General features: G+C 61.5%; 27 protein-coding genes and 1 tRNA gene. 24 read left to right on the top strand and 4 right to left on the bottom strand.

Annotated features, from left to right (window positions below; all coding sequences use genetic code 11):
• The first annotated feature begins 2 nt into the window (after nucleotides 1–2).
• The 10 genes from hisH to tatC all read left to right on the top strand — a co-directional run bounded on the left by hisH (nucleotide 3) and on the right by tatC (nucleotide 6,167).
• Entirely contained in the window at nucleotides 3–671 is a 669-nt protein-coding gene (hisH, locus tag B0B52_RS12845; protein ID WP_174575493.1) for an imidazole glycerol phosphate synthase subunit HisH, read from the top strand.
• A gap of 84 nt (nucleotides 672–755) precedes the next feature.
• On the top strand, nucleotides 756–1,496 hold the full coding sequence (gene hisA, locus B0B52_RS12840; protein ID WP_077594026.1) for a 1-(5-phosphoribosyl)-5-[(5-phosphoribosylamino)methylideneamino]imidazole-4-carboxamide isomerase: 741 nt from the start codon (nucleotides 756–758) through the stop codon (nucleotides 1,494–1,496).
• A 105-nt stretch (nucleotides 1,497–1,601) separates the two neighbouring features.
• On the top strand, nucleotides 1,602–2,381 hold the full coding sequence (hisF, locus tag B0B52_RS12835) for an imidazole glycerol phosphate synthase subunit HisF (RefSeq protein WP_077594025.1): 780 nt from the start codon (nucleotides 1,602–1,604) through the stop codon (nucleotides 2,379–2,381).
• Between the two features lie 160 nt (nucleotides 2,382–2,541).
• The gene (gene hisI / locus B0B52_RS12830) at nucleotides 2,542–2,931 is read left to right on the top strand and encodes a phosphoribosyl-AMP cyclohydrolase (RefSeq protein ID WP_077594024.1); all 390 of its coding nucleotides are present in this window, start codon (nucleotides 2,542–2,544) and stop codon (nucleotides 2,929–2,931) included.
• A gap of 11 nt (nucleotides 2,932–2,942) precedes the next feature.
• On the top strand, nucleotides 2,943–3,311 hold the full coding sequence (locus tag B0B52_RS12825) for a phosphoribosyl-ATP diphosphatase (protein ID WP_077594023.1): 369 nt from the start codon (nucleotides 2,943–2,945) through the stop codon (nucleotides 3,309–3,311).
• A 24-nt stretch (nucleotides 3,312–3,335) separates the two neighbouring features.
• Nucleotides 3,336–3,707, top strand: a complete 372-nt coding sequence (locus tag B0B52_RS12820) for a hypothetical protein (RefSeq protein ID WP_077594022.1) — start codon at nucleotides 3,336–3,338, stop codon at nucleotides 3,705–3,707.
• 24 nt (nucleotides 3,708–3,731) lie between these two features.
• On the top strand, nucleotides 3,732–4,106 hold the full coding sequence (locus B0B52_RS12815) for a histidine triad nucleotide-binding protein (RefSeq protein ID WP_077594021.1): 375 nt from the start codon (nucleotides 3,732–3,734) through the stop codon (nucleotides 4,104–4,106).
• A gap of 299 nt (nucleotides 4,107–4,405) precedes the next feature.
• Nucleotides 4,406–4,651 (top strand): Sec-independent protein translocase subunit TatA, encoded by a 246-nt coding sequence (tatA, locus tag B0B52_RS12810; RefSeq protein WP_077594020.1) that lies wholly within the window; start codon nucleotides 4,406–4,408, stop codon nucleotides 4,649–4,651.
• Nucleotides 4,652–4,832: 181 nt separating this feature from the next.
• Complete coding sequence (gene tatB / locus B0B52_RS12805; RefSeq protein ID WP_077594019.1) at nucleotides 4,833–5,312, top strand: Sec-independent protein translocase protein TatB; 480 nt, start codon at nucleotides 4,833–4,835, stop codon at nucleotides 5,310–5,312.
• A gap of 54 nt (nucleotides 5,313–5,366) precedes the next feature.
• On the top strand, nucleotides 5,367–6,167 hold the full coding sequence (gene tatC / locus B0B52_RS12800; protein ID WP_077594018.1) for a twin-arginine translocase subunit TatC: 801 nt from the start codon (nucleotides 5,367–5,369) through the stop codon (nucleotides 6,165–6,167).
• A 65-nt stretch (nucleotides 6,168–6,232) separates the two neighbouring features.
• Here the strand turns inward: tatC and B0B52_RS12795 are convergent, their stop codons facing one another.
• On the bottom strand, nucleotides 6,233–7,387 hold the full coding sequence (locus B0B52_RS12795) for a trypsin-like peptidase domain-containing protein (protein ID WP_077594017.1): 1,155 nt from the start codon (nucleotides 7,385–7,387) through the stop codon (nucleotides 6,233–6,235).
• 216 nt (nucleotides 7,388–7,603) lie between these two features.
• On the opposite strand from B0B52_RS12795, the gene cysK reads away from it, so the two are divergent.
• Both cysK and B0B52_RS12785 read left to right on the top strand, forming a co-directional pair.
• Nucleotides 7,604–8,527, top strand: coding sequence for a cysteine synthase A (cysK, locus tag B0B52_RS12790; RefSeq protein ID WP_077594104.1), 924 nt, complete (start codon nucleotides 7,604–7,606; stop codon nucleotides 8,525–8,527).
• 108 nt (nucleotides 8,528–8,635) lie between these two features.
• On the top strand, nucleotides 8,636–9,412 hold the full coding sequence (locus tag B0B52_RS12785; RefSeq protein ID WP_077594016.1) for a Nif3-like dinuclear metal center hexameric protein: 777 nt from the start codon (nucleotides 8,636–8,638) through the stop codon (nucleotides 9,410–9,412).
• 18 nt (nucleotides 9,413–9,430) lie between these two features.
• Here B0B52_RS12785 and B0B52_RS12780 read toward each other — a convergent pair whose 3' ends face one another.
• On the bottom strand, nucleotides 9,431–10,723 hold the full coding sequence (locus tag B0B52_RS12780; protein ID WP_077594015.1) for a GGDEF domain-containing protein: 1,293 nt from the start codon (nucleotides 10,721–10,723) through the stop codon (nucleotides 9,431–9,433).
• Nucleotides 10,724–10,946: 223 nt separating this feature from the next.
• Between B0B52_RS12780 and pdxA the strand changes: the two genes are divergently transcribed.
• Nucleotides 10,947–11,984, top strand: a complete 1,038-nt coding sequence (gene pdxA / locus B0B52_RS12775; protein WP_077594103.1) for a 4-hydroxythreonine-4-phosphate dehydrogenase PdxA — start codon at nucleotides 10,947–10,949, stop codon at nucleotides 11,982–11,984.
• 168 nt (nucleotides 11,985–12,152) lie between these two features.
• On the opposite strand, the gene mscL is transcribed toward pdxA, so the two are convergent.
• On the bottom strand, nucleotides 12,153–12,575 hold the full coding sequence (gene mscL, locus B0B52_RS12770; protein ID WP_077594102.1) for a large conductance mechanosensitive channel protein MscL: 423 nt from the start codon (nucleotides 12,573–12,575) through the stop codon (nucleotides 12,153–12,155).
• Between the two features lie 224 nt (nucleotides 12,576–12,799).
• Between mscL and petA the strand changes: the two genes are divergently transcribed.
• The 6 genes from petA (at nucleotide 12,800) to B0B52_RS12740 (ending at nucleotide 17,283) form a co-directional block, all read left to right on the top strand.
• Nucleotides 12,800–13,423, top strand: coding sequence for a ubiquinol-cytochrome c reductase iron-sulfur subunit (gene petA / locus B0B52_RS12765; RefSeq protein ID WP_077594014.1), 624 nt, complete (start codon nucleotides 12,800–12,802; stop codon nucleotides 13,421–13,423).
• Nucleotides 13,424–13,496: 73 nt separating this feature from the next.
• The gene (locus B0B52_RS12760) at nucleotides 13,497–15,029 is read left to right on the top strand and encodes a cytochrome bc complex cytochrome b subunit (RefSeq protein WP_077594013.1); all 1,533 of its coding nucleotides are present in this window, start codon (nucleotides 13,497–13,499) and stop codon (nucleotides 15,027–15,029) included.
• Nucleotides 15,030–15,057: 28 nt separating this feature from the next.
• Nucleotides 15,058–15,831 (top strand): cytochrome c1, encoded by a 774-nt coding sequence (locus B0B52_RS12755; protein WP_077594101.1) that lies wholly within the window; start codon nucleotides 15,058–15,060, stop codon nucleotides 15,829–15,831.
• 86 nt (nucleotides 15,832–15,917) lie between these two features.
• On the top strand, nucleotides 15,918–16,529 hold the full coding sequence (locus B0B52_RS12750) for a glutathione S-transferase N-terminal domain-containing protein (protein ID WP_077594012.1): 612 nt from the start codon (nucleotides 15,918–15,920) through the stop codon (nucleotides 16,527–16,529).
• A 138-nt stretch (nucleotides 16,530–16,667) separates the two neighbouring features.
• Entirely contained in the window at nucleotides 16,668–17,195 is a 528-nt protein-coding gene (locus tag B0B52_RS12745; protein ID WP_077594100.1) for a ClpXP protease specificity-enhancing factor, read from the top strand.
• A gap of 12 nt (nucleotides 17,196–17,207) precedes the next feature.
• Nucleotides 17,208–17,283 (top strand) — tRNA-Thr (locus tag B0B52_RS12740).
• 108 nt (nucleotides 17,284–17,391) lie between these two features.
• On the opposite strand, the gene B0B52_RS12735 is transcribed toward B0B52_RS12740, so the two are convergent.
• Nucleotides 17,392–17,709: a hypothetical protein gene (locus B0B52_RS12735; RefSeq protein ID WP_077594011.1), complete on the bottom strand. Its 318-nt coding sequence runs from the start codon at nucleotides 17,707–17,709 to the stop codon at nucleotides 17,392–17,394.
• Between the two features lie 32 nt (nucleotides 17,710–17,741).
• Between B0B52_RS12735 and B0B52_RS12730 the strand changes: the two genes are divergently transcribed.
• The 5 genes from B0B52_RS12730 to B0B52_RS12710 all read left to right on the top strand — a co-directional run bounded on the left by B0B52_RS12730 (nucleotide 17,742) and on the right by B0B52_RS12710 (nucleotide 24,348).
• Nucleotides 17,742–18,722 carry a M23 family metallopeptidase gene (locus tag B0B52_RS12730; protein ID WP_077594010.1) on the top strand — a complete coding sequence of 327 codons (981 nt, stop codon included), beginning with the start codon at nucleotides 17,742–17,744 and terminating at the stop codon, nucleotides 18,720–18,722.
• Between the two features lie 135 nt (nucleotides 18,723–18,857).
• Nucleotides 18,858–21,623, top strand: coding sequence for a preprotein translocase subunit SecA (gene secA / locus B0B52_RS12725; protein ID WP_077594009.1), 2,766 nt, complete (start codon nucleotides 18,858–18,860; stop codon nucleotides 21,621–21,623).
• Between the two features lie 38 nt (nucleotides 21,624–21,661).
• Nucleotides 21,662–22,903: a bifunctional glutamate N-acetyltransferase/amino-acid acetyltransferase ArgJ gene (gene argJ / locus B0B52_RS12720; protein ID WP_077594008.1), complete on the top strand. Its 1,242-nt coding sequence runs from the start codon at nucleotides 21,662–21,664 to the stop codon at nucleotides 22,901–22,903.
• A 12-nt stretch (nucleotides 22,904–22,915) separates the two neighbouring features.
• On the top strand, nucleotides 22,916–23,884 hold the full coding sequence (locus B0B52_RS12715; protein WP_077594007.1) for an ATP-binding protein: 969 nt from the start codon (nucleotides 22,916–22,918) through the stop codon (nucleotides 23,882–23,884).
• The gene (locus B0B52_RS12710; protein WP_077594006.1) at nucleotides 23,881–24,348 is read left to right on the top strand and encodes an NUDIX domain-containing protein; all 468 of its coding nucleotides are present in this window, start codon (nucleotides 23,881–23,883) and stop codon (nucleotides 24,346–24,348) included. Before B0B52_RS12715 ends, B0B52_RS12710 begins: the two co-directional genes overlap by 4 nt.
• Nucleotides 24,349–24,547 lie beyond the last annotated feature (199 nt).

Genomic DNA, 24,547 nt, shown 5'->3' with positions numbered 1-24,547 from the left:
TGATGGCAAAGCTCAAGAAAGTCGCGGTGGTGGATTACGGCATGGGCAATTTGCGCTCGGTGTCGCAAGGGGTCAGGCACGTCGCCAATGGCAACGGTTTTGACGTGTTGGTCACCTCCAGTGCCCAGGACGTGCTGGATGCAGACCGCGTCGTGCTGCCCGGTCAGGGCGGCATTGCCGACTGCATGCATGACCTGCAGGCCTCCGGCATGCTGGAGGCAGTGCTTGTTGCCGCCGCCACCAAGCCCCTGTTTGGTGTGTGTGTCGGCATGCAGATGCTGCTGGACCACAGCTCGGAGGGACGCAGCGGGCAGGGCACGCGCGGCCTGGGGCTGATTCCTGGCGAGGTTGTCAAGTTTGAGCTGGCCGGAAAGTTCCAGCCCGACGGCAGCCGTTACAAGGTGCCGCAAATGGGCTGGAATCAGGTTTATCAGACGGCGCCCGTCCATCCGGTGTGGTCTGGCGTACCGGATGGCGCTTACTTTTATTTTGTGCACAGTTTTTACGCGCGTCCGTCGGATGCACGCCACACTGCGGGCGAGGCCGACTACGGCGCGCGCTTTACGGCTGCGGTTGCGCGCGATAATATTTTCGCCACGCAGTTTCACCCTGAAAAAAGCGCAGACCACGGACTGGCCCTTTACCGCAACTTCCTGCACTGGAACCCCTGATTCCAGGGTTTTGCCTGCCCGCATCTGCCCGCACCCGCACTGCTTCACCCCTCCCAACCCTCCTTCAAAGCCTCTTCACCGCCCATGCTACTCATCCCCGCGATTGACTTGAAAGACGGCCATTGCGTGCGCCTCAAACAGGGCGACATGGACCAGTCCACCATCTTCAGCGAAGATCCGGCTGCCATGGCGCGAAGCTGGGTGGACAAGGGCGCGCGCCGCCTGCACTTGGTGGACTTGAACGGCGCGTTTGCCGGCAAGCCGAAAAACGAGGCGGCCATCCGCAAGATCCTGGCCGAAGTGGGCAGCGAGATCGACGTGCAGCTGGGCGGCGGCATCCGCGACCTGGACACCATCGAGCGTTACCTGGATTCAGGCCTGCGCTACGTCATCATCGGCACGGCGGCAGTCAAGAACCCCGGCTTCCTGCAGGACGCCTGCACCGCTTTCGGCGGCCACATCATCGTCGGCCTGGACGCCAAGGACGGCAAGGTCGCCACCGACGGCTGGAGCAAGATGACCGGACATGAGGTGGTGGACCTGGGCAAGAAGTTCCAGGACTACGGCGTCGAGTCCATCATCTACACCGACATCGGCCGCGACGGCATGCTCAGCGGCATCAACATCGAGGCCACCGTCAGGCTCGCGCAGGCGCTGACGATTCCTGTCATCGCCTCCGGCGGGTTGTCCAACATGGCCGACATCGAAGCGCTATGTGCGGTGGAAGATGAGGGCGTCGAAGGCGTGATCTGCGGTCGTTCGATTTACAGCGGTGATCTGGACTTTGCCCTTGCCCAAGCCAAAGCCGATGAGCTAAATGGGTAACCCCCCGAAACGGCCTCTGGCCGCCTCCCCCCGGGGGGCGCCACTGGTGGCCCGGCAGAGCCGGTTCCACGGTAGCCTTGGTTTGAATTTCCACCGGATCTGATCTTGCTCGCCAAACGAATTATTCCTTGCCTCGATGTCACCGGTGGCCGCGTCGTCAAAGGCGTCAATTTTGTCGAGCTGCGTGACGCCGGCGATCCTGTCGAGATTGCCGCGCGCTACAACGAGCAGGGCGCCGACGAGCTGACCTTTCTGGACATCACGGCCACCAGCGACGGCCGTGACCTGATTCTGCACATCATCGAGGCAGTGGCGTCCCAGGTGTTCATTCCGCTGACGGTGGGCGGCGGTGTGCGCACTGTTGAAGACGTGCGCCGCCTGCTTAATGCCGGTGCCGACAAGACCAGTTTCAATTCAGCCGCGCTGGCCAATCCGCAGGTGATTGAAGACGCCTCGGCCAAGTACGGTGCGCAGTGCATTGTGGTGGCCATCGACGCGAAACGCCGCTCCGACGAGGAAGCGCTATCCCGCGGACCGGGCTGGGATGTCTACAGCCATGGCGGACGCAAGAACACCGGGCTTGATGCCGTCGCCTGGGCCACCGAGATGACGCGGCGCGGCGCTGGCGAGATCCTGCTAACCAGCATGGACCGCGATGGCACCAAGTCCGGCTTTGACCTGGCCCTGACCCGTGCCGTCAGCGATGCGGTCAGCGTGCCGGTCATCGCTTCGGGCGGTGTCGGCAACCTGGACCACCTGGCCGATGGCATCAAGCTCGGTGGCGCCGACGCGGTACTGGCCGCCAGCATTTTTCACTACGGCGAATACACGGTGCAGCAGGCCAAGCAGCATATGGCTCAGCGTGGCATCCCGGTACGTCTGTAGAATTTTTAAGCCTTTTTGGATCTTTGCCCAATAAAGGCGGGCTCCAGTAGCTACTGATTTAATAGCGGGTCTGAGCTCGATCAAGCCGGCGTTTGCGTGTCCCCCGTGATGGCATGTCTTGCAATACAGGTGTTCAACGCAATCTTGGACAATACACACCATGAACTGGTTAAATCAAGTCAGCTGGGACGACAAGGGCCTGATCCCTGTCATTGCGCAGGAAGCCGCCAGCGGCGACGTGCTGATGTTCGCATGGATGAACCGCGAGGCGCTGCAGAAAACCGCGGAACTGGGCCAGGCGGTCTACTACAGCCGTTCGCGCGGGCGCCTGTGGCACAAGGGCGAAGAATCCGGCCATCTGCAGACCGTGCACGAAATCCGGCTGGACTGTGACAACGATGTCATTTTGCTGAAGGTGACGCAGCTGGGCCACGAACCGGGCATTGCCTGCCACACTGGGCGCCACAGCTGCTTTTTCAGTCTGTACAAAGACGGTCAGTGGGTGGTGACCGAGCCGGTCCTCAAGGACCCGACAACCATATACAAATAGACAAACAGGCCATGACTTCCAACGACTCCCTCCAACGCCTCGCGCAAATCATTGAAAGCCGCAAGCCGGCCCGTGGCGGCGACCCGGACACAAGTTATGTTGCGCGCCTGCTGCACAAGGGCCCGGACGCCTTCCTGAAAAAAATCGGCGAGGAAGCCACGGAGACCGTGATGGCGGCGAAAGACCTGGATCATGGTGGTGACCCTGCCAAACTGGTCGGCGAGGTGGCCGATCTGTGGTTTCACAGCCTAATTGCGCTGGCACATTACGGCCTGTCGCCGGCCGACGTGATCGCCGAGCTGGAGCGTCGCGAAGGCACCAGCGGCATCGAGGAAAAAGCCCTGCGCAAGGCGCAGGGCCGCGAAGCTGCTGAAAAATAAAGACAGGAACCAAAGAGGATAAAAATGAGTGAAACCGATCTGGCCGAATTCGACTCCAAAAACCCCAACGATCGCATCGTCATGCATGTGCTCTACGGCCTGCACACGCTGGCCTGGTTCAGCGGCGGCGTTTTTGCCGTTATTGCGCTGATCGTCAATTACGTGCGGCGCGCCGAAGAGTCTGATGCGCTTTACATTGACCACCACAACTACATGATCCAGACCTTCTGGTGGACCTTGATGTGGTTGGTGCTGCTGTCGCCGCTGTGGTTGCTGTTGTTTCTCCCGGGGGCCATTGCCTATTGCATCGTCTGGCTCTGGTACCTGTATCGCTGCGTGCGCGGCTGGACACGTTTCAACAGCAACCGGCCTGCCCGCAGCGTTCCACTCGTCTGATCCTTTTTTTCGCAAGAGCATCCAATGAGTCAGCCCCCTGTCCATGCCCCCGGCAACTGTATTTTCTGCAAGATCGCCGCCGGTCAGATTCCCAGCCGCAAGGTGTACGAAGATGAAGAAATCTTCGTGTTCGACGACATCCACCCCTGGGCGCCGGTGCATTTCCTGATGATTCCCAAAGTGCACATACCGTCGATGGCGCAGGTAGAACCGGCACACGCGGCGTTGCTGGGCCGCATGATGGCGCTGGCGCCGCGGTTGGCGGCTGAACAGGGCTGCAACCCCTATCCCGAAGGCGGCTTCCGCATGGTGGTCAACACCGGTACGGAGGGCGGGCAGGAAGTGCACCACCTGCATATCCACGTGATGGGCGGCCCCAGGCCTTGGTTGAAGGGTTAGCCCCCACGCTCCGCCGCTGCGCGGGTCGCTGCCCCCCGAGGGGGTGCTGCGCCTGCGGGCCGGCCCTTCGACAGGCTCAGGACAGGCCAAGGTCGGACCCGCGGCCCCGGTTGAGTTAAGGAATCCTCCGTCCGTTGGAAGGGTAAATGCCCACTTGCAGCCGCCGGACCGGGTCCCAATTAAGGCAGGTGTGTTGCGAGGTGGTCAATGCGGGTGATTCCCGTCCATCCCTGTGGCAAGGCCATTTAGAATGGACACAATGTTTGTGCAAGCTTGCAATTAGAGATTAGGAGAGAAACATGGGTTCATTTTCCATTTGGCACTGGCTGATCGTGCTGTTGATCGTCGTGATGGTGTTCGGCACCAAAAAACTCAGGAACATGGGCAGCGACCTTGGTGGCGCGGTCAAGGGGTTCAAGGACGGCATGAAAGAAGGCGGCCAGAGTGCCGCCGATGCCAACAAAGATGCGCCGGCCGGCCAGGTCAGCCACGCGCAGACGGCTGACAAGACCACGATTGACGTGGAAGCCAAGCAGAAGTCTTGAATGGCCCCCACGCTTGCCACTGCGAGCCTGCGGCGGCTCGCTGCCCCTTGCACTGGAAAAGGGGCCGCTGCGCCTGCGGGACGGCCCTTCGACAGGCTCAGGACAGGCCAAAGCCGGACCCGCGGCCCTGGCTTGCAATGCAGTCTCGCCAGGCTCGCCCGTTCCTGCGTGCTGATCCCGAATGATTGACCTTGGCATTTCGAAAATCGCGCTGATAGGCGCTGTGGCCCTGATCGTGATTGGTCCGGAGAAACTGCCGCGCCTGGCGCGGACGGTGGGCACCCTGCTGGGCAAGGCGCAGCGTTACGTTGCCGACGTCAAGCAGGAGGTCAACCGCTCCATGGAGCTGGACGAGCTCAAGAAGATGAAGGAAACGATGGAAGGCGCCGCCCGCGACGTCGAAAACACCATCCAGACCAATGCCAGCGACTTCGAGAAGTCCTGGGCTGAAACCACCGGCTCAGCTTCCAGCGGCGAGCTGTCCGGCATGATCAGTTTCCCCGAGTACAAACACCCCAAAAAGAAGTGGCGCCTCAAGCAGGGCGCCACGCCGCAGTGGTACAAGGCCCGATCCGGCGTGCGTACACGGGCGCAGTCGGGTGCGGCGCGCGTGGCACGTTTTCGTCCCCGCTCAAGCACCTCGTCCGGGCGCAATGCCTGACCCTCAGTTTCTCGCGCATTCACCGGCGCCATCTAATCAGCGCAAACTTCCTTCATGAGCGACCCCAACACCGACAAGCCCGACGAACTCGCGGGTACCGAGCAGCCTTTTGTGCAGCACCTGATGGAGCTGCGCGACCGGATGATCAAGGTGGTGATTGCCATCGGTGTCTGCGCCGCGCTGCTGGCGCTGTACCCTGGCCCCGGCGCCCTGTATGACCTGCTGGCCGCGCCGCTGGTGGCGACCCTGCCCAAGGGCGCCACGCTGATCGCCACCAACGTGATTTCGCCGTTTGTGGTGCCGATCAAGATTCTTTTCATGGCCGCCTTCATGATTGCGCTGCCGGTGGTGCTGTACCAGGTCTGGGCCTTTGTCGCCCCCGGCCTGTATTCGCACGAGAAAAAACTGGTGATGCCGCTGGTGGTGTCCAGCACGTTGCTGTTTTTTGTGGGTGTGGCTTTTTGTTATTACTTTGTGTTCGGCCAGGTCTTCAGCTTCATCCAGAGTTTTGCGCCCAAGTCGATCACCGCCGCGCCGGATATCGAGGAATACCTGAACTTCGTGCTGGGCATGTTCCTGGCGTTCGGCCTGGCCTTCGAGGTGCCGATTGCCGTGATCCTGCTGGTGCGCATGGGCATTCTCAGCGTGGCCCAGCTACGCGAGTACCGCGGTTACTTCTGGGTCGCCGCCGCTGTGGGCACGGCGCTGGTCACGCCGCCCGATGCGGGCTCGATGATCATGCTGCTGATGGTGGTTGGCGGCCTGTACGAAGTCGGAATTCTGGCCGCCCAGGTGTTTGTCAAGCACACCAAGAAGCCCGAGACCGAAGACGACACCGAGACCGCCAAGCCTTAATAAAAAGGCCATTGGCCCTTATGCGGCGGGCGTGAATAGCTATTAATTGGATAGCAATCAGGCATCTACCGCCTGACTTTCGGGCGCTGCCGGATGCCCGGCACCACCATGATTTCGGTTTTCTTGTCCTTGCGCAGCACACCCAGGGGAGCTTGCGTGCCCGGCTTGAGAGCTGCCACCGTGCTCAGCAGTTCGGTGACGGTTCGCACCGGCTTGCCGCCCACATCGGTGATTACATCGCCCGGCAAAATGCCAGCCTGTGCCGCTGGGCCGTTTTGCAGCACACCGGTGATGATCACGCCGCCGGCCTTGACGGCGTCGGGCCGGATGCCGAAGGCTTCGACCAGTTCGGGGCTCAGATCCTGCGGCTCCACGCCTATCCAGCCGCGCGTCACCTGCCCGTCTTTCACAATGCTTTCCAGCACCTGCTTGCCGGTGGAGACCGGAATGGCAAAGCCAATGCCCATGGAGCCGCCGGAGCGCGAATAAATCGCGGTGTTGATGCCCAGCAGCCGGCCCTGCGTGTCGACCAGCGCACCGCCGGAGTTGCCGGGGTTGATGGCCGCGTCGGTCTGGATGAAATTTTCAAAGGTGTTGATGCCCAGCTGGTTGCGGCCCAGCGCACTGACAATGCCGCTGGTCACGGTTTGGCCCACGCCAAAGGGGTTGCCGATGGCCAGCACCGGGTCGCCAACCTGCAGCGTGTCGGAGCTGCCCAGCACGATGATGGGCAGCTTGTCGAGTTCGATCTTCAGGATCGCAAGGTCGGTTTCCGGGTCGGTGCCTATGATTTTGGCCTTGGCCTTGCGGGTGTCGTTGAGGATGACCTCGATGTCGTCCGCGCCTTCGACCACATGGTTGTTGGTCAGGATGTAGCCGTTGGGACTGACAATCACGCCGCTGCCCAGGCCGACCTGCGGCTCGCTTTGGCCGCCCTGGTCGCCGAAGAAGAACTTGAACCAGGGGTCGTCCATGTTCGGATTGCGCGCGGCCGCCTTGCTGGTGTTGATGCTGACCACGGCCGCTGAGGCAGCCTTGGCGGCGGCGGCAAAACTGCCGGCGGGTGCGGCAACGCCCGGCAGGCCGGCCGGCGCTTCAATCACGGCCAGCGTGTTTCCCGGGCCCCGGTCCAGCCATTGCGGCTTGAGTGTGGCCACCACGAAATAGGCAGCCAGAAAAACCGTGACGGTTTGGGAAAACAAAAGCCAGAATTTGCGCATGGGTGAATCCAGGAAGAAAGCGGCCGAAGGGTAATACGCCTTGAGCTTGAACAGATGGGGACCGGCAGGGAATTACCAAGTATTGCGATTTTCTCCCACTTTCCCGGCGGCAGCGGTGGGCATAGCGCCCCTGCGGTCGGCGGCAGGAGGGGACATAATTTGCGGAACCCGCGCTGCGCATCCGCCAGCATGCAGGCAGCACACAAGGAACCCGCCATGAAAGCATCCAGCGTCCTAGCCACCATTGGCAACACACCGCATATCCGTATCAACCGGCTTTTTGGAGCGGCCTGCCAGACCCACCAGATCTATGTCAAGTCCGAGCGCAGCAACCCCGGCGGCTCCATCAAGGACCGCATTGCGCTGTCCATGGTCGAGGCGGCCGAGCAGTCGGGCGCCCTGAAGCCGGGCGGCACCATCATCGAGCCGACCTCGGGCAACACCGGCGTCGGGCTGGCCATGGTTGCTGCCGTGAAGGGCTACACGCTGGTGCTGGTGATGCCCGACAGCATGAGCATCGAACGCCGCCGCCTGATGCTGGCCTACGGCGCCACCTTCGAGCTGACGCCCCGCGAAAAGGGCATGAACGGTGCCATCGCGCGGGCCAAGGAGTTGGCGGCACTGACGCCTGGTGCCTGGATGCCGCAGCAGTTTGAAAACCCGGCCAATATCGATGTGCATGTGCGCACCACCGCGCAGGAAATCCTGGCCGATTTTCCCCAGGGTGTCGACTACCTGATTACCGGCGTCGGCACCGGTGGCCATTTGAGCGGCGTGGCGCAGGCGCTCAAGGCCAAGTTTCCGAACACCAAGGTTTATGCGGTGGAGCCGTCGGCCTCCCCGGTCATCAGCGGCGGCAAACCCTCGCCGCATCCGATCCAGGGCATAGGCGCGGGGTTTATTCCGGCCAACCTGCAGACCGCCCTACTGGACGGCGTGATCCAGGTGGAAGGCGATGCCGCCAAGGACTACGCCCGCCGCAGCGCGGCCGAAGAAGGCTTGCTGGTGGGCATCTCCTCAGGCGCGACGCTGGCCGCCATTGCGCAGAAGCTGACGGAGATTCCTGCAGGCAGCACGGTTTTGGGTTTTAACTACGACACCGGCGAGCGCTACCTGTCGATCGAAGGTTTTCTGCCTTGAGGTCCCCACGCTTGTCGCTTCGCATGCCTACGGCGGTGCGCTGCCCCTGCGGCCCGGCAAAGCCGGTTCCGCGGCCCCTGCTGAAAGAAGAAACGTCCGGTGTTAACCATGAACCCTGATAGCTCTGCCATTGCGCCGCGCGCGCTGCTGCTGGCTGCCTTCGACCAGTTGCTGCAGCCCGAACGCTTCAAGGACTACGGGCCGAACGGCCTGCAGGTCGAGGGCAAGACCGAGGTGCGAAAAATTGTCTCCGGCGTCACTGCCAGCCTGGCACTGATCGAGGCAGCGGTGGCTGCGGAGGCGGATGCAATTTTTGTGCATCACGGCCTGTTCTGGCGTGGCCAGGACGGCCGGGTGACCGGCTGGATGAGGCAACGCCTGGCCTTGCTGCTGGCGCATGACATCAACCTCTATGCCTACCACCTGCCGCTCGATGCGCACCCCGAACTGGGCAACAACGCCCAGCTGGGCGGCAAGCTCGGCCTGAAGGCCGATCGGTATTTCGGTGAGAACAACCTGGGCTTCATGGCCACAGCGGGTGGCGCTGGCCCAGGCAGCGCGCAAAGCCTGGCCGATCATGTGAAAAATGCATTGAATCGGCCGGTGGTCCTTGTCGGTCCTGCACAAAAAGCTATTAAAAACATAGCATGGTGCACCGGCGGCGCGCAGGGCTATTTTGAGGATGCGATTGCTGCCGGGGCCGATGCTTTCATCACCGGCGAGATCTCCGAGCCGCAGGCACACTATGCGCGCGAAATGGGCGTGGCCTTCATTGCCTGCGGCCACCACGCATCAGAGCGCTACGGTGCCCCGGCGGTTGCTGCGCATGTGGCCGCGCAGTTCGGGCTGGTGCACGAGTTCATCGACGTCGACAACCCAGCCTGAAAAGAGTGTTGAGGGCGCTCAGGCCGGGGAGCGGCGCGGCCGCACGCCATGTGCAGGCCGCGGGTGGTGTGGCCGTGCCGGCCGCATGGCGTGCCAGCTGGCGCCGAGTTCGGCGTTTTCCACCGGTATCGCCTGGCGGTTGAACTCGTCGAGCAGCGCAGCGCGTGAACGCATGCCGCGCGCTGCCTTGGCCATGTCTTCGGCTTCATGCAAAAGCTGGTCCACGTCCTTGCCGCCGCCCGAGAGGTGCACCATGCCCACGGCAATGTCTGCGCTGACCTTGATGCGTTCACCGCTGAGCGAAACCACCTCCAGCGGTCGGCGCAGGCTGGAGGCCACGCGCAGCCCCATGGTGCGTATCCAGCCCGGTGAGTGCAGGCTTTCAATCAGCACGACAAAGCAGCGGTCGTAATAGCGACCGGCAGGGTTGACGACGCCGGTATGACGCTGCATGCGCCGCGCCAGCTGGCTGTAAATCTCGTTCAGTCCGTGCTGGCCGACCACGTTCAGCAATTGCTCGGGATCAAACACACGCACGGCCATCAGCGCCCCGTCACGTCGCGTACGCGAAAGCCGGCGTTGCCCGCGGATGATCTTCTGCACGATCGCTACGCTGTCATACAGCTGGGTCGTCGGGTCACGATGCGAGCGGCGGTCATGGCGGATCTGCAGGTCCTGGTGGTTGCGTAGCCAAAGCACCACGGCAATCACGGCGATGCTGAGCAAGCCCAGCAGCGCCACACCGGCTTGCAGCAGGACCGAGGGCCGGCTGGGATTCAGCGCCATCCGGTAAAGCCCCAGCTGCATGGGAAGCGTCAGCAGGCAGCCGGCGGCCAGGCCCCAGGCCAGGCGGTCCCCCTGCTGAGCGGCCCGCACGGCCAGCCACAGGGCCACGGACAGGCTCAAAACAGTGAGTACCGCCGACGCCATCAATTGCGCGCTGATCGGTAGCATCAGGCACAGCGGCCCGCCCACCAGGCTCAGCGCGCTGGCGCTGCGAAAACTGATGTCGGTCAGGCGGTCGCGCCGGGGTGCCGCCAGCCAGTGGCCCGCGCCATAGGTGCCCAAGCCCGCGCACAGGGGGCCGATCAGCACCTGGGCGGTATATATCCACGACGCGTTGCCGTCAGGCAGCAGCGCAGACGGCAAACCGCTGAGCAGGGTGAAAAACAGCCAGGAGGCTGTGAGATAGATCAGGCTTTGGATGCTGGCGCGGCTCTGGCTGAAGAAGGCATCCGCGACGCCGAGCAGAACCACCAGCCCTATCGAGCCGCAAGCTGCGCTCCAGATCATGGTTTCGGCAGCGTTCATGCGCTCTCCTGCCTTGCCGCAGGCTCGAATGACGGCGTTTGCGAGAGAATACCGACAGAATGCATCTTGTTCGCTTGTCTCCGTTCGGTGGTCCCAACCGCTGCCTGTCCTTTGGGTCGGCGGTCAAGGAGCGCATGCAGCCAGAGGCGCCGTGCAAACCATTATGGAGTGTTCAGATGACAAGGGGAAGACCTGGACGGGCGAAGGGGAGCTGGGCATTCGCATGACCCGTCCTGTCGCCATCACCATGGGTGATCCTGCCGGGATCGGCCCCGAAATCATTGCCAGGGCGTTTCGCGATGCACCAGATGACTTGGCCGGCTGCATGGTCGTGGGGGATGTGGCCACCTTGCGCCAGGCGACCCGGCTGATCAGTGGCGGCCACTTCCCGTGGGCTGTGGCGCAGCTGGAAACCCTGGCCGACTGGCCATCTGTGCCGCCGCGCTGCCTTCCTGTGCTACAAAAATGTGAGCTGACCGCGCCAGTTGTATATGGGCAAGTGAGCGCTTTGGCTGGAAAAGCTGCGGCAGAATGTATTGTCTGGGCTGCGCGTGCGACCCTGGCGGGCGAATGCGCGGCGATGGTCACCGCGCCGATTCACAAGGAGGCGCTGGCCGCCGCCGGCGCGGAGTTTGCGCGCTTTCCCGGCCACACCGAACTGCTGCAATATGAGGCGGCCGCTTTTCTGGGCAAGGAGCTGTCCGCGCTGCCGGTGCGCATGATGCTGGCCAACGACGAACTCAAGACCGTGCTGGTCAGCATCCACCTGTCCCTGCGCGAGGCGCTTGATGCCGTGACCTTTGACAACGTGCTGCAGACCTTGCGCATCACGCATCAGGCGGTGCGCAGCGCGTCGGGCGGCAGGCCGCGCATTGCGGTGGCCGGCCTGAACCCCCACGCCGGCGAGGGCGGCCTGTTTGGCCGCGAAGAGCTGGAGATCATTGCGCCGGCCATTGCCAGGGCCCTGGAGGAAGGCATGGACGTGAGTGGCCCCTTCGCGCCCGACACCGTGTTCATGCGGGCTCGCGCGCCTGCCGGGCAGGGTGGCGAGTTTGATGTGGTGGTGGCGATGTACCACGACCAGGGGCTGATCCCGGTCAAGTACCTGGGGGTGGAGCAGGGCGTCAATGTGACCCTGGGCCTGCCGCTGGTGCGTACCAGCCCGGACCACGGCACGGCCTTTGACATTGCCGGCAGAGGCAAGGCCGATGCGTCCAGCCTGATCGCGGCCGTTCGCATGGCGCGCAAACTAGCCCGTTGAGAGAGTAAAAACGCCTTTGACCCAATATGGGCGGGCGCAAGAGGCTACTAAATTAGTAGCAAACATCACTTCTTTAAGCAGGGGCCGCGCGTCCGGCTTTGCCGGCGCGCAGGCGCCGCCCCTGGAAGGGGGAAGGCGCTACACGCAGTGAGCGTCCGACGGGGTGAACTACTTCCTTAAGCTGTCGCGAATCTCGCGCAACAGAGCAATGTCTTCCGGCGTGGCCGCGGGCGCTGGTTCGGCCTGCTGGCGCTTGAGCCGGTTGATCTGCTTGACCATGATGAAGATGATGAACGCCAGAATCAGGAAGTTGAGCGACACCGTCAGGAAGTGGCCGTAGGCAAACACCGGAACCCCGGCCTTGCGCAAGGCGTCCAGTGACATGTCGGTGCCCCCCGGCACCGAGCCCAGCAGAATGTAGAGGCTGGAAAAATCGAGCTTGCCAAACACCATGCCGACCACCGGCATGATCAGGTCGCTGACCACGGCATCCACAATCTTGCCGAATGCAGCACCGATGATCACGCCCACGGCGAGATCGATGACATTGCCCTTGACGGCAAACTCCCTGAATTCCTGCATCATTCCCATGTTGCGCTCCTTGCGTGGTTGGTAAACGCCTGCCATTGTGCCGCTGCGGCGAGGCAAGGGCGTAACGATGCAGCTTCCAATATGTTCGTCGTGCCGATGTTGCAGCCGTGCCTTCGGAATGGGTCTTGCGGCTTGAAAATGCCATTCGCGCTCCGTTACAATCCCGGGTTGACCCCAATAAGCCCCCTTTCAAGTTTTTCAAGCCCTGTTCTTGTAGGACATCCATGACCCACGCAAGCCTCAACGTGCCGCCCGGCGCACCGATTGACAAAGATAAAAGAAACTGGATCGTGACCACCTGCGCCGTTGGCGGCGTCGGTGTGGCCGCTACTGCCGTGCCGTTTGTCAGCGCCTTCCAGCCCTCCGAGCGCGCCAAGGCTGCCGGTGCTGCGGTTGAAGTCGATATTTCGGCACTCAAGCCCGGTGAAAAACTGACGGTGGAATGGCGCGGCAAGCCGGTCTGGATCGTGCGCCGCACGCCTGAGCAGCTCGCCTCGCTGGCCAAGCTGGACCCCCAGCTGGCCGACCCCAAGTCTGAACGCAAGCCGAGCGAACTCACCCCCGAGTACGCACGCAACGAAAACCGCTCGATCAAGCCCGAATTCATGGTGGCTGTCGGCATCTGCTCGCACCTGGGCTGCTCGCCCAGCGACAAGTTCCAGCTCGGTGCCCAGCCTTCGCTACCGGACGACTGGGCGGGCGGCTTTTTGTGCCCCTGCCATGGCTCGACCTTCGACATGGCCGGCCGCGTCTACAAAAACAAGCCGGCGCCGGACAACCTGGAAGTGCCGCCTCACATGTACCTGTCAGACGCCAAGCTGCTGATTGGTGAGGACAAAAAAGCCTGAAGCTTTGCTGGACAGAGGGCCGGCGCCGTGTGGCGCCGCCCAGTCCCCCATCGAGTAGCAAATAGGACCCCTTATGGCTGAATTCAAAGAACTATCCCCCGATGCGCCGGCTGCTGCCAAGTTGATGAACTGGGTCGACAACCGCTTCCCCGCCAGCAAGCTCTACAAAGAGCACATGAGCGAGTACTACGCACCCAAGAATTTCAACTTCTGGTATGTGTTTGGTTCGCTGGCTCTGCTGGTACTGGTGATTCAGATCGTCACCGGCATTTTCCTGACCATGCATTACAAGCCTGATGCTGCACTGGCCTTCGGCTCGGTCGAATACATCATGCGCGACGTGCCCTGGGGCTGGCTGATCCGCTACATGCACTCGACCGGCGCTTCGGCCTTTTTTGTCGTGGTCTACCTGCACATGTTCCGCGGCCTGATCTACGGCAGCTACCGCAAGCCGCGCGAACTGGTCTGGATTTTCGGCTGCGCGATTTTCCTGGCGCTGATGGCCGAAGCCTTCATGGGTTACTTGCTGCCCTGGGGCCAGATGAGCTACTGGGGCGCCCAGGTGATCGTCAACCTGTTTGCCGCGATTCCCTTCATCGGCCCCGATCTGGCGCTGCTGATCCGCGGTGACTACGTCGTCGGTGACGCCACGCTGAACCGCTTCTTTGCATTCCATGTCATTGCTGTGCCGCTGGTGCTGCTGGGTCTGGTGGTCGCGCACATCATTGCCTTGCACGAGGTCGGGTCAAACAACCCCGACGGCGTGGAAATCAAGGCGAAAAAAGACGCCGCTGGCCTGCCGCTCGATGGCATTCCTTTCCATCCTTACTACACGGTGCATGACATCTTTGCCGTGAGCGTGTTCCTGATGATCTTCTCGGCGATCATCTTCTTTGCCCCCGAGGCCGGCGGTTACTTCCTCGAGTACAACAACTTCATCCCTGCGGATTCACTGAAGACCCCGGCGCACATCGCCCCGGTCTGGTACTTCACGCCTTATTACTCCATGCTGCGTGCCATCACGGGTGAAATGGCCGGTGTGCTGGGCATCATCGTGATCGTCTCTGCGGTGCTCGCAGGCCGAAAGCTGCAGGGCTTTTTGAGGTTGGCGGTTCTGGTGGTTGCCATAGCTGCTGCGCTGATGCTTGGACTGTTGCCTTTCATTGCCAATATGGTCGGCACTGTGCTGCCAGCGGTGGGTGCTGGCCTCGCCAGGGCTTTGACCGGGATTGCAGCCCCGTTGGCCGGAGTGCCTTTCATCGGTGAAGTCTGGGCGATGCTGATCAAGGGGATCGACGCCAAGTTCTGGGGCGTGGTCGTCATGGGCGGCGCGGTCATCATCCTGTTTTTCCTGCCTTGGCTGGACAGCAGCGCGGCCAAGTCGATTCGCTATCGTCCGACTTGGCATTCATGGCTCTACGGCATTTTTGTCGTCAACTTCCTCGTGCTCGGCTATCTGGGTATCAACCCGCCCTCCCTGATCAATGAGCGTGTGTCGCAGTTGGGAACCCTGTTTTACTTCGGCTTCTTCCTGTTGATGCCCTGGTGGAGCCAACTCGGCACCTTCAGGCCGGTGCCCGACCGCGTGACTTTTGCTGCCCACTGAGCCGGAGATTCCTTACATGATGAAGACAATGAAACAATTGGCTCTGGGTTTTGTCGTCGTGCTGGCGCTGGCCGGTACGGGCGCGCACGCGGCGACCACGGGCATCGCCTGGGACAAGGCTCCCCCCAAGACCAACGACGTGGGCGCCTTGCAGAACGGCGCCAAGCTGTTCGTCAACTACTGCCTGAACTGCCACTCGGCGGCATTCATGCGTTACAACCGCTTGAAAGACCTGAGTACCGAAGATGCCAAGCTGACGGATCAGATGATCAAAGACAGCCTCATGTTCACTACTGAAAAAGTCGGTGACACCATGAAGGCTTCGATCGATCCGAAGCAGGCCAAGGACTGGTTTGGTGCCAATCCGCCTGACCTGAGCGTGATCGCCCGCTCGCGCGCGGGCCACGGCGGCACGGGCGCCGACTACCTCTACACCTACATGCGTACGTTTTACCGCGACGACACCACGGCGACCGGCTGGAACAACCTGGCTTTCCCCACCGTGGCCATGCCGCATGTGATGTGGGAGCTGTCCGGCGAGCGCAAGCCCCTGTTCGACACCAAGGAAGAGCACGGCCACAAAGTGCCGGTCTTCAAAGGCTGGCAGCAGGTCACTCCTGGCACCATGACACCCTTGCAGTACGACCAGGCTGTCGGTGATCTGGTTGGCTACCTGCAATGGATGGCTGAGCCCGCACAAAATACCCGCGTCCGGGTGGGCGTCTGGGTCCTGCTTTTTCTCCTGATGTTGACCTTTGTCGCCTGGCGCCTGAACGCCGCGTTCTGGAAAGACGTCAAGTAATTTTTCGCCGGGGATCCAGTTCCCCGGCACCTTCTGGAGTGGCACCTTCGACGGTTCCACTCCTTTGCATTTAGGAGTCCCGAGACATGATGGTCCTTTATTCAGGCACGACCTGCCCGTTTTCGCATCGCTGCCGTTTTGTACTGTTTGAAAAAGGCATGGACTTCGAAATCCGTGATGTGGACTTGTACAACAAGCCCGAAGACATCAACGTCATGAATCCCTACGGCCAGGTGCCGATTCTGGTGGAGCGTGACCTGATTCTTTACGAATCGAACATCATCAATGAATACATCGACGAGCGTTTCCCGCATCCGCAGCTGATGCCCGGCGACCCGGTCGACCGCGCACGCGTTCGCCTGTTCCTGCTCAACTTCGAGAAGGAACTGTTTGTCCACGTGAACACGCTGGAAGCGCGGGCTTCCAAGGGCAACGAAAAAGCACTGGAAAAAGCCCGTTCGCACATCCGCGACCGTTTGACGCAGCTCGCCCCGGTGTTCCTGAAGAACAAGTTCATGCTGGGCGACAATTTTTCCATGCTGGACGTGGCGATTGCTCCTTTGCTCTGGCGCCTGGATTATTACGACATCGATCTGTCGAAAAATGCCGCGCCGCTGCTCAAGTACGCCGAGCGCATTTTCTCGCGACCGGCCTATATCGAGGCGCTCACGCCTTCCGAGAAGGTCATGAGGAAGTAATGGCCCCCACGCTTGCCACTGCGTGTGCTGCGCTGCCCCCCGAGGGGGCCGCTGCGCCTGCGGCCCGGCAAAGCCGGTTCCGCGGCCCCTGCTTGAAGGGACATGCTGTGCAGGTTCGAGTGCAACGTGGCTGATTTCATGAACGCGCTCGATTCCACCTCTACACGTCCGTACCTGATACGGGCGCTGTACGACTGGTGCACCGACAACGGCCTGACGCCTTATGTGGCGGTGGCCGTGGACGAGACCGTGCAGGTGCCGCGTGAGTACGTGAAGAACAATGAAATTGTGCTGAACATCAGTTTCGATGCAACGAGTTCGCTCAAGCTGGGCAATGACTTCATTGAGTTCAAGGCGCGTTTTGCCGGAAGTGCCCGCGAGATCATGGTGCCGATCGGTCGTGTGATTGCTATTTACGCTCGTGAGAACGGCCAAGGCATGGCGTTTCCCCTGACGGACACCCCGTCGGCCGCGCCCCAGTCTCCTGTAGAGACGGAAGTCGAGCCTGCGGCGCCAGTGGTGGAGCATGCGCCGGCGGCAGAAGGGAAGATCGTACAATTGGTACCGGCCAATAATAATTCTTCGGCGCGCGACGATGATCCGGAACCGCCCGAACCACCCAAACCGCAGCAAGGCAAGCGTCCTTCGCTCAAGCGCGTCAAGTAAAATAGAGTTTGTGCCGCTTTAGCTCAGTTGGTAGAGCAACCGCCTTGTAAGCGGTAGGTCGTCAGTTCGAATCCGACAAGCGGCACCATGATCCAGAACCTGCCCCGGCCATTGTGCCGGGCGCGGGCGACTATCAGATCAATAGCATCCCCTTCAGACCGGGCAAGCCTTTCAAGGTCGAGGTGCTGGTTCCGTACTACTTTCGGGCGATTAGTATCTTCAGCCGAATTGAGGTAACCTTCCAACCTTTGTCGCTCAGGCGGGACTGGAGCAGGGGCAGCAACTGGCGTACTTTGGCTGCAGCGGCGTTGCTGCTTATCAGCAGGCACCAGGTGCCGTCCTCAATGGGCCCTGCCTGAATAGCGGGCCGCAGGGCTGTGGGTATCAGGGACTCGATGGCCTTGAGCCGGTCGTTGGATTCCTGCACAAGGCCGGCCAGACGTGCGAGAGACGGCGAGTTTTCGACGGCCTGGCTGAAAGTGAGGGTCTGGTGCGGGCGGGGGCTGGAGTTCAAGGCTCTGCTCGAAGGTTTAAGGAGACATACACGTGCATTTGATTATCACGGATGCCTGGCTGGCCCAAAGCCGTGCCATTTACCTGAGCGGGACCAAACTCGTCGTGGCGGGTTTTGTCGCATCACTGGGGCTGATGCTGGTCGCTGCCGGCATGTACCACTGGGTTTTTCTCAAGGGCGCGCGCGAAGGTTGGCCCGTCATCGGTTCGTTGGTCAAACTGATGGTCAAGGATGAGTTTGAACAGCGCGATCGTTTCATGCGTGAAAACCTGGACCACATGGCCAGGCGCCTGGGCGAAATGCAGGCCAAGCTGATGCAGCTGGAGTCGCTGGGCGAGCGGGTTTCGGGGCTGGCCGGCGTCAACCCCAATGACATCAAGACCCAGCCCGGTCGCGGCGGTGCCCTGGTGTCAGGCCGGTCGCTGAGCATGGAAGAGCTGCAGGCAACACTGACTGATCTCGACAAGCTGACCGACCAGCGCGTGGACCTGCTGACGGTGATGGAGTCACGGCTCTTCGACCAGAAAGTCAAGAAAATGATGGTGCCCACCCAGCAACCGGTGGCACTGGGCATCCTCGGGTCGTCCTTCGGTTGGCGAATAGACCCGCTGAACGGCCGATCCGCGCTGCACACAGGGCTGGATTTCCCGGCCGAGCCTGGCACCTCCATTCTGGCGGCCGCCGGTGGCGTGGTTGTGACCCAGGAAGTGCATCCTGCCTACGGCAACATGGTCGAGGTGGATCATGGCAATGACCTGGTGTCCCGCTATGCCCATGCTTCCAGGGTGCTGGTCAAAAAGGGTGATCTGGTCAAACGCGGCCAGAAAATTGCCGAAGTGGGCACCACGGGCCGATCGACCGGACCGCATCTGCACTTTGAGGTGCTCGTGCAGGGCGTGTTCCAGGATCCGCAAAAATTCCTCACAGCCGGGCAGAAACTCCCCGCGCCCATGGCGCTTGCCGCCGTTCGGTTGCCAGCGATGCAGCCTGCCCAGCCTCCTCGCCCCAAGTAGTGGTGCGGCAGAGGTAAAATCGGCGGTTTGCGCCCAGTTGAAACCGGCTGGCAGCGCCCACACCTAAGTCGATACTCAATAAGGATTTCGGCCGCACTGCCCGCTCATGGGAGCTGTCAGCGCGGCCTCGCATTTATGGCTTCCAATATCCTGACCAAAATCTTCGGCAGCCGCAACGACAGGCTGCTCAAAACTTACCGCAAGAGCATAGAGCGCATCAATGCCCTGGAAGCAGAGTTCGAAAAGCTGGACGACGAGCGCTTGCGCGCCAAAACCCGAGAATTCATAGACCGCATCGCCGGGGGTGAAGCCCTCGATGCCATCTTGCCGGAAGCTTTTGCGGTGGTTCGCGAAGGCAGCAAGCGTGTCATGAAGATGCGCCACTTCGACGTGCAGATGCTGGGCGGCATGGCGCTACACAACGGGAAAATTTCAGAGATGGGAACCGGTGAAGGCAAGACGCTGACGGCGACTTTGCCGGTTTACCTAAACGCGCTGACCGGCAAGGGTGTGCACGTGGTCACAGTCAACGACTACCTGGCCAATCGCGATGCGCTCTGGATGGGCAAGCTCTACAACTTCCTGGGCCTGACCGTCGGCATCAACCTGCCCAACATGCAGCGCCCCGAGAAACAGGACGCCTACCGCGCCGACATCACCTACGGTACGAACAACGAATTCGGTTTCGACTACCTGCGCGACAACATGGTCTACGAGGTGGCCGACCGTGTACAGCGCGGCCTGAACTACGCCATCGTTGACGAGGTGGACTCCATCCTGATCGATGAAGCCCGCACGCCGCTGATCATCAGCGGCCAGGCGGAAGACCATACCGAGATGTATCTGGCCATCAACAAGGTGGTTCCCCTGCTCACGCGCCAGGAAGGCGAAGCCGACCCGCGTACCGGCGAAGGCATCATCAAACCCGGCGACTTCACGCTGGATGAAAAAACCCACCAGGTGTTCCTGACCGAGCAGGGGCATGAAAACGCCGAACGCATCCTGTTCAGCCTGGGCCTGATCCCCGAAGGCGCCACGCTGTATGACCCGGCGAACATTTCGCTGATGCACCATCTGTACGCGGCGCTGCGCGCCAACCACCTGTACCATCGCGACCAGCATTACGTGGTGCAGGACGGTGAAATCGTCATCGTCGATGAGTTCACCGGACGCCTGATGTCAGGTCGGCGCTGGAGCGAAGGCCTGCACCAGGCCGTCGAAGCCAAGGAAAGCGTGGCTATCCAGCCCGAAAACCAGACCCTGGCATCCATCACTTTCCAGAATTACTTCCGCCTGTACGGCAAATTGGCTGGTATGACCGGCACCGCCGACACCGAAGCCTACGAGTTCCAGGAAATTTACGGCCTGGAGACCACGGTGATCCCGCCGAACCGTCCAAGCCGGCGTGAGGATCAACTGGACCGTGTGTACAAAACCACGCGCGAAAAATACGAGGCAGCCATCAAGGACATCCGCGAATGCCATGAGCGCGGCCAGCCGGTGCTGGTGGGCACCACCTCGATTGAAAATTCAGAGATCATCGACCAGCTGCTGGACAAGGAAAAGCTGCCGCACCAGGTGCTCAATGCCAAGCAGCATGCACGCGAGGCCGACATCGTGGCCCAGGCGGGACACTCCGGCATGATCACGATTGCCACCAACATGGCCGGACGTGGCACTGACATTGTGCTTGGAGGCAATGTGGAGAAGCTCGTTGAGGCGGTCGAGGCGGATGAGTCGCTGGACGCCAATGCCAAAGTGGTGGAAATCGCCCGTCTGCGCGCGCAGTGGACGCAAGATCACGAGAAGGTGAAGTCGTTGGGTGGTTTGCGCATCATCGCCACAGAACGGCACGAGTCACGACGCATCGACAACCAGCTGCGCGGCCGCTCGGGCCGTCAGGGCGACCCCGGCTCTTCGCGTTTTTACCTGAGCCTGGATGACACGCTGATGCGCATTTTTGCGGGTGACCGCGTCCGCGCCATCATGGAGCGGCTCAAGATGCCGGACGGCGAAGCCATCGAGGCCGGCATTGTCACTCGCAGCATTGAATCCGCCCAGCGCAAGGTGGAAGCGCGCAACTTCGACATCCGCAAGCAGCTGCTTGAATACGATGACGTTGCCAACGACCAGCGCAAGGTAATTTATCAGCAGCGCAACGACATCATGGATGCGTCCAGCCTGGAGGGCCAAATTGCCTCCCTGCGTGAAGGCTGCTTCACCGATCTGGTGCGGCAGTACATTCCTGAAGAAAGTGTCGAAGAGCAGTGGGACGTAGCTGGCCTGGAAAAGGTGCTGCGCGACGAGTGGCAGATCGAGCTGTCTCTGCAGGGCGAAGTCGAGGCTGCGACCGCGATCACCGATGAAGACATGCTTGAGAGGGTGGCCGCCGCGGCCAACGCGGCCTTTGCCGCCAAGGTTGAAAAAATCGGCGAGGAAAACTTCACCCAGTTCGAGCGCATCGTGTTGTTGCAAAGCATTGACTCGCACTGGCGCGAGCATCTGAGCGCGCTGGATTATTTGCGCCAGGGCATTCACTTGCGCGGCTACGCCCAGAAGCAGCCCAAGCAGGAGTACAAACGCGAGGCCTTCGAGTTATTCGGCCAGTTGCTCGACAGCGTGAAAAACGAGGTCACCAAAATCCTCATGACGGTCCAGGTGCAATCGGGCGAGCAGCTCGGACAGGCCGCCGAGGAGATGGAAGACCGGGCGGAGAGAATTTCCAATGTGACCTACTCGGCACCGACGGAAACCGGTGAAGTGGAAACCAGGGTTGACGAAGAATCCCGGCCTTACAAGCAGGCACTGCCCGCGGGCGCTGTGCCGCGTGTGGGCCGCAATGACCCTTGCCCTTGCGGGTCCGGAAAAAAATACAAGCTCTGCCACGGCAAGCTGAACTAGGCCCCGTCGGCCGGCCCGTTACTTGGAGTGAAGAGAACATGCCCGTGAACCTGCTTGCCACCCCCGCCGACCAGCTTTACCCCGTGCCGGGTGTGCGCTGGGGCATTGCCGAAGCGGGCATTCGCAAGGCCGGACGCAAGGATCTGTCCGTTCTGCTGCTGGATGAAGGCGCCTCGGTAGGTGCCGTGTTCACGCAAAACCGGTTCTGCGCAGCCCCGGTGCAGATCTGCCGCGAGCACCTTGCCAAAAACGCCAAGCAGGGCCCCGGCATTCGCGCGATGCTGATCAATACCGGCAATGCCAACGCCGGCACCGGTGCCGACGGCCTGAGCCGGGCGCAGGCCAGCTGCGCGGCGCTGGCGCGCGAACTCAAGGTAGCGCCGGAACAGATCCTGCCGTTTTCCACCGGCGTGATCATGGAACCCTTGCCACATGAGCGCATCGCCGCCGGCCTGCCGGCCGCGCTGGCCGATGCAAAGGCGGACAACTGGGGCAAAGCCGCAGAAGCCATCATGACCACGGACACCGTGGCCAAGGCGTTTTCAAGCCGCATCACGCTGGGCGGCGCATCGGTCACCATCACAGGCATCAGCAAGGGTGCCGGCATGATTCGTCCCAACATGGCCACCATGCTGGGCTTCATGGCGACCGATGCCCGCGTCTCTCAAGGCCTGATGGCACAACTCGCCACAGAGCTGGCGGAAGGTTCCTTCAACCGCGTGACGGTCGATGGCGACACCTCGACCAACGACTCTTTTGTGGTGATCGCGAGCAATCGGGCGAAGCACCCGGAAGTTACTTCGCTGGACAGCACCGAAGGCGTTGCATTGCGCAACGCCATGCTGGACATCGCAAGAAAGCTGGCGCAAGCCATCGTGCGCGACGGTGAAGGCGCGACCAAGTTCATTACCGTGCGGGTTGAAGGCGGGAAGACCGGCGCCGAGTGCCGCCAAGTCGCTTACGCCATCGCCCATTCGCCCCTGGTCAAGACAGCTTTTTTCGCCAGTGACCCCAATCTCGGCCGCATCCTGGCTGCCGTCGGTTATGCCGGCATTGCTGACCTGGACCAGACAAAAATCGACTTGTACCTCGACGACGTGCTGGTGGCGAAAAACGGTGGCCGCCACCCTGACTATGTCGAAGCCGACGGCCAGCGGGTGATGAAGCAAAGCGAAATCACCGTGCGTGTGCTGTTGGGCCGGGGCGATGCAGCTGACACGGTCTGGACCTGCGATCTGTCCTATGACTACGTCAAGATCAACGCGGACTATCGCAGTTAATCAGGGCCGTCCATGAACGAGCAGTTTGAACGCCTGATCGCCCGCGTCGAGTCCCTGATGGCGCGGATTGAATCCGTGTTGCCGCAGCCCCTGAGTGCGCCGGACTGGAGCGCCTCCATCGCCTACCGCTACCGCAAGCGCAGCTCCGGTCACGGTTCGCTGGAGCCAGTGCGCCATATCGGCAACATGAGCCTGGGCGACCTCAAGGAAATCGAGGACCAGAAGGAAAAGATCAGGCGCAACACCGAGCAGTTTGTGCTCGGCAAGCCCGCCAACAACGTGCTGTTGACCGGTGCGCGCGGCACCGGCAAATCCTCGCTGATCAAGGCCTGCCTGAATGAATACGCGGCGCGCGGCCTGCGGCTGATTGAAGTTGACAAGACCGACCTGACCGACCTGCCGGACATCGTCGACGTGGTCTCCGGCTTGCCCGAGAAATTCATCGTCTTCTGCGACGACCTGAGTTTTGAGGAAGGCGAGCCCGGCTACAAGGCGCTCAAGTCCATCCTCGACGGTTCCATCGCGGCGGCCACACCGAATGTGTTGATCTACGCGACCAGCAACCGGCGCCACTTGCTGCCCGAGTACATGACGGAAAACCTCACTTACACCCGCAGTGAAGACGGCGAAGTGCATCCCGGTGAGGTGGTGGAAGAAAAGATTTCGCTGTCCGAACGCTTCGGCCTGTGGGTCAGCTTCTACCCGTTTAGTCAGGATGAATACCTGACCATCGTCGCACAATGGCTGTCGTCGTTCGGCGTGGGCCAAGAGGCCATAGCAGCGGCGAAACCCGCTTCCCTGGTGTGGGCGCTGGAGCGCGGCTCACGCAGCGGCCGTGTGGCCTACCAGTTCGCCCGCGACTATGCCGGCCGTGACAGCGCCAGTCGGCCCGTGGCGGCATCTGCCATCGCGGCCTATGAACGGCCAGGTGCTGCTGTGTCGCCCGACCAGGGTGACCAGGCCCCCGATCATTCGACATGAGTGTGTTGGTTGCCGATGGCGAGCGCCCGCGCGAGGGCGGTGCAGACCGCAAGGTGGTCGATGTGGCCGTTGGCGTACTGGTCCGGCCGGATGGCGACTTCCTCCTCACCTCGCGCCCGCCGGGCAAGGTCTATGAGCACTACTGGGAGTTTCCCGGTGGCAAGCTGGAGCCGGGCGAAACCGTGGAGCAGGCCCTGCGCCGCGAACTGCAGGAAGAAATCGGCATCACCATCGGCGCTGTCCACCCATGGAGAGTGGAATTGGTCGATTACCCGCATGCGCTGGTCCGGCTCAATTTCTGCAAGGTTTTTGACTGGACGGGCGAGCTGCACATGCATGAAGGCCAGCAGTTTGCCTGGCAACGTTTGCCGGTGGAAGTGCAGCCTGTGTTGCCCGGCACTGTGCCGGTGCTGGCCTGGTTTGCCGGAGAGCGCGGTTTTTCAGGCGTGACTCACAGCGTTTGAAGCGGGTTGGTGCGTTTCACCGTCATTCAATCTGCTCATTTATTGATAGCTGGTTGCGTCCGTGTGCCAAGGGCTCGTGGCCTGTTTTTCTTAAAGAATCCGGTGCCTGGGCTGTTTTGACGCCGGACGGTTGCTCTGCAGCATAAATGCCCGCAAGATAGCAGGACCGCCCGTTCCTGCCTTGGTTGCCAGTCCCGGC

The organism is Polaromonas sp. A23 (assembly GCF_002001015.1).
Classification (GTDB): domain Bacteria; phylum Pseudomonadota; class Gammaproteobacteria; order Burkholderiales; family Burkholderiaceae_C; genus Polaromonas.
Note: the sequence above shows the minus strand (reverse complement) of the source record. Positions and strands in the feature narration are given on the sequence as shown.

Excerpts from the sequence above, each read along its gene's own strand:
- B0B52_RS12795 (WP_077594017.1), bottom strand. The coding sequence starts at position 7,387 with ATGCGCAAATTCTGGCTTTTGTTTTCCCAAACCGTCACGGTTTTTCTG.
- tatC (WP_077594018.1), top strand. The coding sequence starts at position 5,367 with ATGAGCGACCCCAACACCGACAAGCCCGACGAACTCGCGGGTACCGAG.
- hisH (WP_174575493.1), top strand. The coding sequence starts at position 3 with ATGGCAAAGCTCAAGAAAGTCGCGGTGGTGGATTACGGCATGGGCAAT.
- B0B52_RS12785 (WP_077594016.1), top strand. The coding sequence starts at position 8,636 with ATGAACCCTGATAGCTCTGCCATTGCGCCGCGCGCGCTGCTGCTGGCT.
- B0B52_RS12760 (WP_077594013.1), top strand. The coding sequence starts at position 13,497 with ATGGCTGAATTCAAAGAACTATCCCCCGATGCGCCGGCTGCTGCCAAG.
- pdxA (WP_077594103.1), top strand. The coding sequence starts at position 10,947 with ATGACCCGTCCTGTCGCCATCACCATGGGTGATCCTGCCGGGATCGGC.
- tatB (WP_077594019.1), top strand. The coding sequence starts at position 4,833 with ATGATTGACCTTGGCATTTCGAAAATCGCGCTGATAGGCGCTGTGGCC.
- secA (WP_077594009.1), top strand. The coding sequence starts at position 18,858 with ATGGCTTCCAATATCCTGACCAAAATCTTCGGCAGCCGCAACGACAGG.
- hisA (WP_077594026.1), top strand. The coding sequence starts at position 756 with ATGCTACTCATCCCCGCGATTGACTTGAAAGACGGCCATTGCGTGCGC.
- argJ (WP_077594008.1), top strand. The coding sequence starts at position 21,662 with ATGCCCGTGAACCTGCTTGCCACCCCCGCCGACCAGCTTTACCCCGTG.
- mscL (WP_077594102.1), bottom strand. The coding sequence starts at position 12,575 with ATGGGAATGATGCAGGAATTCAGGGAGTTTGCCGTCAAGGGCAATGTC.
- B0B52_RS12750 (WP_077594012.1), top strand. The coding sequence starts at position 15,918 with ATGATGGTCCTTTATTCAGGCACGACCTGCCCGTTTTCGCATCGCTGC.
- hisI (WP_077594024.1), top strand. The coding sequence starts at position 2,542 with ATGAACTGGTTAAATCAAGTCAGCTGGGACGACAAGGGCCTGATCCCT.
- B0B52_RS12820 (WP_077594022.1), top strand. The coding sequence starts at position 3,336 with ATGAGTGAAACCGATCTGGCCGAATTCGACTCCAAAAACCCCAACGAT.
- cysK (WP_077594104.1), top strand. The coding sequence starts at position 7,604 with ATGAAAGCATCCAGCGTCCTAGCCACCATTGGCAACACACCGCATATC.
- B0B52_RS12715 (WP_077594007.1), top strand. The coding sequence starts at position 22,916 with ATGAACGAGCAGTTTGAACGCCTGATCGCCCGCGTCGAGTCCCTGATG.
- B0B52_RS12815 (WP_077594021.1), top strand. The coding sequence starts at position 3,732 with ATGAGTCAGCCCCCTGTCCATGCCCCCGGCAACTGTATTTTCTGCAAG.
- petA (WP_077594014.1), top strand. The coding sequence starts at position 12,800 with ATGACCCACGCAAGCCTCAACGTGCCGCCCGGCGCACCGATTGACAAA.
- tatA (WP_077594020.1), top strand. The coding sequence starts at position 4,406 with ATGGGTTCATTTTCCATTTGGCACTGGCTGATCGTGCTGTTGATCGTC.
- B0B52_RS12780 (WP_077594015.1), bottom strand. The coding sequence starts at position 10,723 with ATGAACGCTGCCGAAACCATGATCTGGAGCGCAGCTTGCGGCTCGATA.
- B0B52_RS12710 (WP_077594006.1), top strand. The coding sequence starts at position 23,881 with ATGAGTGTGTTGGTTGCCGATGGCGAGCGCCCGCGCGAGGGCGGTGCA.
- B0B52_RS12745 (WP_077594100.1), top strand. The coding sequence starts at position 16,668 with ATGAACGCGCTCGATTCCACCTCTACACGTCCGTACCTGATACGGGCG.
- B0B52_RS12825 (WP_077594023.1), top strand. The coding sequence starts at position 2,943 with ATGACTTCCAACGACTCCCTCCAACGCCTCGCGCAAATCATTGAAAGC.
- B0B52_RS12755 (WP_077594101.1), top strand. The coding sequence starts at position 15,058 with ATGAAACAATTGGCTCTGGGTTTTGTCGTCGTGCTGGCGCTGGCCGGT.